At 69.0% G+C, this 6487-nt stretch carries 4 protein-coding genes and 1 pseudogene; 2 read left to right on the top strand and 3 right to left on the bottom strand.

Annotated features, from left to right (window positions below):
• Both ACFU8Q_RS29585 and ACFU8Q_RS29580 read right to left on the bottom strand, forming a co-directional pair.
• Positions 1 to 1253, bottom strand: a 1253-nt coding sequence (locus tag ACFU8Q_RS29585; RefSeq protein WP_384459377.1) for an ice-binding family protein, incomplete at its 3' end; no start/stop codon positions are given.
• Positions 1254 to 1757: 504 nt separating this feature from the next.
• Complete coding sequence (locus ACFU8Q_RS29580; RefSeq protein ID WP_384459374.1) at positions 1758 to 3797, bottom strand: GTP-binding protein; 2040 nt, start codon at positions 3795 to 3797, stop codon at positions 1758 to 1760.
• Positions 3798 to 4398: 601 nt separating this feature from the next.
• On the opposite strand from ACFU8Q_RS29580, the gene ACFU8Q_RS29575 reads away from it, so the two are divergent.
• Both ACFU8Q_RS29575 and ACFU8Q_RS29570 read left to right on the top strand, forming a co-directional pair.
• Positions 4399 to 5085, top strand: coding sequence for a hypothetical protein (locus ACFU8Q_RS29575; protein ID WP_384459371.1), 687 nt, complete (start codon positions 4399 to 4401; stop codon positions 5083 to 5085).
• A 205-nt stretch (positions 5086 to 5290) separates the two neighbouring features.
• A complete protein-coding gene (locus ACFU8Q_RS29570) occupies positions 5291 to 6016 on the top strand; it encodes a class F sortase (RefSeq protein ID WP_384459368.1) in 726 nt (241 codons plus the stop codon).
• A gap of 108 nt (positions 6017 to 6124) precedes the next feature.
• Here ACFU8Q_RS29570 and ACFU8Q_RS29565 read toward each other — a convergent pair.
• A pseudogene (locus ACFU8Q_RS29565) lies at positions 6125 to 6232 on the bottom strand (DUF397 domain-containing protein); the annotation flags it as partial.
• Positions 6233 to 6487: the final 255 nt, after the last annotated feature.

Raw genomic sequence — 6487 nt, 5'->3', positions numbered from 1 at the left:
TTGCCACCACCTTGGTAACCGCCACCGTGGTAACCGGCATCCTCCTTCCCACCACCTTGGTAACCGCCACCGTGGTCACCGCCGTGGCCACCGCCACAGTGGCACTCCTTGCCACCACCATGGCCACCGCCGCCGTGGCCCTCCTTGCCACCACCTTGGTAACCGCCACCGTGGTAACCGGCATCCTCCTTCCCACCACCTTGGTAACCGCCACCGTGGTCACCGCCGTGGCCACCGCCGTGGCCACCGCCCGATCCGGTAGGTCCGTCCGGACCGGCAGGTCCGGTAGCACCCGTCGCACCATTGAGACCGGTCGCACCCGTCGCACCGTTCGGACCCGTCGCACCATTGGCACCGGTCGCACCCGTCGCGCCGGTCGCACCCGTCGCACCGTTCGGACCCGTCGCACCATTGAGACCGGTCGCACCCGTCGCACCGTTCGGACCCGTCGCACCATTGGCACCGGTCGCACCCGTCGCACCGTTCGGACCCGTCGCACCATTGGCACTGGTCGCACCCGTCGCACCATTGGCACCGGTCTCACCCGTCGCACCGGTCGCACCCGTCGCACCGTTCGGACTCGTCGCACCATTGGGACCGGTCGCACCCGTCGGTCCGGTCGGGCCCGTGGGCCCGGCAGGCCCACCAGTGCAGGCCGCCCTGGTGATGGTGTTGTCGTCCAGGGTGACCTCACCGTTGCGCGCCAGGGCCCGGCCCTCGATCACCGTGCCGGTCTGTGCATGGATGTCCGTCAGGGCCAGGATGTTGCCCTTGAAGAAGGAGTTGGTCCCAATGATGGCCGAACTGCCCACCTGCCAGAACACATTGCATGCCTGGGCCCCATTGATGAGGCTGACATTGCTTGCCGACCCCGTGATCAAAGTGCTGGCAATCTGGAAGATGAAGACAGCACTGGGGTCCCCCTCCGCATCGAGGGTGACGGTACCGCTGTTCGCCAGCGGCCCGGTGGAGTTGTAGACGCCGGGCGTCAGCGTCACTCCGGCGAGATCCCCCGCCACACTGGCGGTCGGAGCCCGACCGGCCGCGTCGTTGTAGGCGATGGTCAGGTCGGACTGGGCCTGGAGAGCCGCGGCGTTTCCCACGTTCTGAGAGCCGTTGACGATGCCGGGCGGAAATCCCGTCACCGAGGACCCCGGGCTGAGCCCCGGGTCTCCATTGATGACGCTGGGGCCGGTGTTGGTGACGGTCTGACCGGCCAGCACCGCGTAGCTGGTGTCGGTTCCCAGCGCCACCGGAGCTTCCGCCCCGTAGGCAGCGGAAGCCCACAACGTATTGGCGCTCAGCACGGTCACGCCGGACAACACGGCGAAGGTCGCCCTGAGCCAGATGCGTGTGCACCGAGTGGGCGTACGACCGTCTGGACGAGGAGCGGACGGGATGGCAGCCACAGCCATGGAAGGTGACCTTTCTCTTTCCTGAGGAAGTGCGGCTGCCGACCCGTAGTCAGTGTGTCCAGGCCACGAAGATGCACCTGAGCCACCGCGGCCGCTGGAGCGGAAGACCGCAGAGCATGCACCACCGCATTCGGAAAGTGACTGTCCGTCACTTTCCGTTCATGGAGTGCGCGGTTCATGGGAACATATGGCGAAATTAAAGCCAGTAGGCGCGGGGGTGACCTGCCCGCCTTGCGCCTTACCCTCACGCCATCGGCGGCGCTGCGTGACTCGCCCGGCTCACCGTTCCACAGTCGCTTCCGGGCAGACTCGCGCATGGGATGCCCCGTGGGGACGAGCCTGCTACCGGAAGTCCCCCTGTCCGGCGACCCTGCGCACCGTGTGCAGCAGGTACTCCTTGCGGTTGAGGGGATCGCGGTCGGTGCGCGGCCGGGCCAAAGGCGCACCCATGACCGCCCGATAGGAGTCGAATTCGGATTCCAGGACCCCTTCGCCACGCGTCAGGGCCGGGAGCCGCTGTTGCAGTCCGTGGACCCGGGCCGCCGGAATCTCGCCCTCGAGCACGCATACGGCACCGTGCGGGGCCGGCGTCCCGGGCACGGCACCCAGATGTGCGAGTACGGGCAGGACCGGGCCGAGCAGGTCCGTGGGGAGTTCCAGGCGGAAGCGGTGCATCGGTTCGTAGACGGTGGTCCCGGCCTGCTTCAGTGCGTTCATCAGGACCAGCGGGGTCAGATTGCGGAAATCTCCGGCGGTGCTCGACATGCTCTTGTCGAAGACGGCATGGGAATGGCTCTGCCGGGGCCAGTAGCCGGAATGCGTCATGGTGACGGTGCAATCGGTGACCTGCCAGCCGTGAATTCCCTGCCGCAGGGTCTCCATTACGGTCTCCTCCACCGCTCTCATCAGCGAGTACGGCATCGATCCGAGTTCCACCTCGAGCCGGTATTCGATGCCGCTGCCGATCGGCGCCGGATCGACTCGAAGGCCGACGGTCGCCAGAAAGGGATTTGGGTCCTGGTCGATGATCTCGTACGCCGCGCCGCTGCCGTTCGGCCGTTCCAGGCAAATGGTTGTGGTCTCGCGGAAGGTGACGTCGATTCCGAATTCATCGGCGAGCGTCGCCTGGATCACTTCTTTCTGCACCTCGCCGTAGAGCGAGACGGACACTTCTTTCCGGATGCCGTCCTGACGCAGATTGATCAATGGATCCTGCTCGGCCAGTTGCGCGAGAGCGAAATGCAGCGCGCCCCGGCTCTCCGGAACGCAGGGGACCACGACCGATTCCAGTGTCGGCGGGGCGAACCAATTCCCCGGCCCGGTCGTGTCCGGTTCGCCGACCGTATCGCCGACCCGGATGTCGCCGAGTCCCCGGAGCTTGGCGATCCGGCCGGCTCCGACCTCCACCTCGCGCAGGACCGAACCGCTGTCGAAGACACTGATCGCGGTCACCTTCCCCTCACCGCGCCCGCCCCCGCGACCACCCGCGCGTCCGTCGCTCCGGCCGAACGGCAGCCGGTCGCGAATCCGTACCGTGCCCGAGAACATCCGGACATACGCGATCTTCTCGCCGCCCGGTCCCCGCTCGACCTTGAAGACGCTGCCCGAGACCGGCCCCTCGGCATCGCCCGCGCTCGCGGGCAGCAGCTCCCTGACCCCGCCGACCAGGGCGTCCACCCCCACTCCGGTGATCGCCGACCCGAAGAACACCGGATGCACCAGCGCCTGCCCGGTCTGTACCGCCAGCCCTTCGCGCAGCCTGCGGTACGGGAGCGGCGCCGCGTTCTCGACGTACGCGGCCAGCAGCGCGTCGTCGTGGTCGGTGAGAAGCTCGGCCAGCCGGTCCGTGAAGCCCGGGTCGGCCCCGGTGTACGGCGTACAGCGGGCGTCCCGGCCACCCCGCCCGTCGACCGATCCCATGGCGATCACGGCCGGGGTGAGCTTTTCCGAAATGTTCCGCAGCAGGGATTCCTCCTGAGCGCCGCCGCGATCGACCTTGTTCACGAAAATGAGCGTCGGAATGCGCAGGCGTCGCAGCGTCCGCATGAGAACACGGGTCTGCGCCTGTACGCCCTCCACCGCGGAAATCACCAGTACAGCACCGTCGAGCACGTTGAGTACCCGTTCCACCTCGGCGATAAAATCCGAGTGGCCTGGTGTGTCGATCAGATTGACCGTGATGTCGTCGATGGGAAATGAGACGACGGCAGACTTGATCGTAATGCCGCGTTGCCGTTCCAGCGCCAGTGAATCGGTTTGGGTGTTCCCGTCGTCGACGCTGCCGATCTCGTCGATGACACCGGCGGCGTGGAGCAGCCGCTCGGTCAGGCTCGTCTTACCGGCGTCGACATGCGCCAAAATTCCCAGATTCAGCGTGTGCACGAAACTCCATGTTTTCGATATCGGTGACAATTCCCGTCCGAATGAACATGAGAGTTCCGCGCATGACCTTCTCCTCGGCCGATCGAGTGCTGCGGGGAGTACAGCAGGGGGCCGCCCCGCGTGACAACCGATTTATTGCACCCCGACCCACGCCGTCCGGGAGATCCCAGCCGGTCGGAGCCGGTCAGCGAGGCACAGCAGGGCCGGCTCGGCGAGGGCTCCGCCCCGGAGAGCGGTCCGGGGCGGAGCCCCACCATGACCCGGCACACTGCGGACCGCGACCCCAATTCCCTTGGCTCCAGCGGGCGTTCGCGCACACCCTGAGACCCGTCGCGGACCGCGAAGACGCCCGGACAGCCGAACGGAAAGCGCGGCAAACGAGTGGGCCGTCGCCGCCCAAACCTCCACCCGGCGCTGCGTGCAGTCCAACGGGTGATTATCGACGATTCGCCACTCGAAGGGCCCACGACGTAGCCCCGATACGGCGCTCCCCGTTGGCGCGGAGCCCCTTTCCGGCTGACGGTGGATCACGTCGCCACTGCTCCACACTGAGTCGACAGCCCGTCACTCTGCGCAGTTGCGGCGGAAGGAATGTGTTCAGATGCGCTCTGCCCGCACACTGTTCGCTTCGGCCGCTGTCACAGCGGTCCTCGCCATCACCGGCCCCTCCGCCTACGCCATGGTCACGGCGGCGGACTCGGGACAGGACCACGGCTCCTCGTCGTCGCGCGGCGACGAGCACGGGAAGGACGACAAGGGCGACCGCGGCGGAGACCGCGGCGGTCGTGACGACAACGGCGACCGCGGCGGAGACCGCGGCGACGACGAGGGCGGTCGCGGAGGCGACGAAGGCGGCCGCGGAGGCGACGAAGGCGGCCGCGGAGGCGACGAAGGCGGCCGCGGAGGCGACGAGGGCGGTAGCGACAAGGGCGGTCGCGGCAGCGACGAGAGCAAGCCCAGCGGCGGCGTCAAAGCAGGTGGCGGCTTCATGGCCAGGGTCGTCGCAGGCGACGGCGACGAGGGCGGCCGCGGCGGCCGTGGCGGCGACGAGGGCGGTCGTGGCGGCGACGAAGGCGGTCGTGGCGGCGACGAAGGTGGCCGCGGCGGCGACGAAGGTGGCCGCGGCGGCAACGAGGGCAAGCCCAGTGGCGGCGTCCACGCCGGTGGTGGCGGGATGGCGACGACCGGTAGCAGCCTGGCCGCCGGTTCGGTACTGCTGCTCGGTGGCATCGGCATCGGCGCGTACAAGCTGCGCCGCCGCCAGTCCTCGGGTGGCGCGATCGCCTGACCGGGCCCAGCCCCCAGCCGGTCGTTACGTTGTCGCGGCCGTCGTCCCTCGGGGCGGCGGCCGCGGCGCCTTCGTTTCACCGGCCATACCCACCCGTCCGGTCCCACCGGCCCGTCCGGCCCCACAGCCCGTCCGGCCCCACCGGATCGAGCCCCAACAGGCTTCCCCTCAACACCACGCAAGTGCAAGTGAAAGGCACGTTCCCATGGCAGCCGCCCCGCAGTCGCCCGGATCCACCCCCGCCCGGACTGCCCCCGGATCCACACTAGGCCGCGCGTTGATGTGGCCCGCCGTGGCAGCCGGACTCGGCATGCTCCTCATCTACAACTCCATCAACCCCTCGGTCGACGACAAGCCCCCGACCCCGCCCACCGCCGCCGTCGCGCCCGCCGTGCCCGAGGTCCTCGGCTCCCACGCCGCGCCCCGTCCCGTCACCCCGTCAAAAGCGCCCGCCGGACCGACGATGCCGCGTTCCGTACCGACGCGGCTCCGGATTCCGTCCCTCGCTGTCAACGCACCGTTCACCGACCTGGCCGTCGGCGCCGACGGCCGGCTGACCCCGCCGCCCGCCAACGACCCCAACATGGTGGGCTGGTTCAAGGACGGCGTCACCCCCGGCGAGCGCGGCGCCGCGATCGTCGCGGGCCACCTCGACACGAAGACCGGTCCGGCCGTGTTCCTGCAGCTTCAGTTCCTCAAGCGGGGTGCCACGGTCGACATCACCCGCGCCGACGGCTCGGTCGCCACGTTCAAGGTCGACACCGTCGAGACGTTCAGCAAGGCCAAGTTCCCGGACAAGCTCGTCTACTCCGACACCCCGTCCGCGCAACTCCGCCTGATCACCTGCGGCGGCCCGTACAACAAGACCGCCAAGGACTACGAGGACAACGTGGTGGCGTTCGCCCACCTCGACTCCCCCAAGAATGGCTGACGGCCGAGCGGCGGCCGACGACGCCGCGATACGGCCACCCCGCCGGACCGAAAACCGAACGGGGCGGCAAGGACGCCGAGTCCGTGCCGCCCCGTACCCGCTTCTTCCTCAGCGCCGCAGACCGTCACCCCCGACCGCCGTGACGAACGGCGTCCAGGCCGAGGCCGCGAAGACGACGGCCGGTCCGTGCGGGTCCTTGCTGTCACGGACGGGGACGCAGGCGGTGCAGTCGCCGAGACAGTCGCCGCTGCTGCCGCCGCTGTACGAGGACTTGCGCCGGCTGGCGTACGCCTCGCTGACCGCCCGCCCACGCCACTGAACTGGACAGGCCCTGGAGCCGGCCCTTCTCGCGGGCGATCCTTACCGCCTCCGGACGTCGTCTCCTGCGACGCGTACGCGCCGTAGCCCGTACCTGATACACGGGGCGCCCCCGACATACACGCGGCGCCCCCGACCAGGTCGGTCGGGGGC

The sequence above is a fragment of the Streptomyces sp. NPDC057543 genome, from assembly GCF_042801895.1.
GTDB lineage: Bacteria > Actinomycetota > Actinomycetes > Streptomycetales > Streptomycetaceae > Streptomyces.
This window is presented reverse-complemented; position numbering and strand designations above follow the sequence as displayed.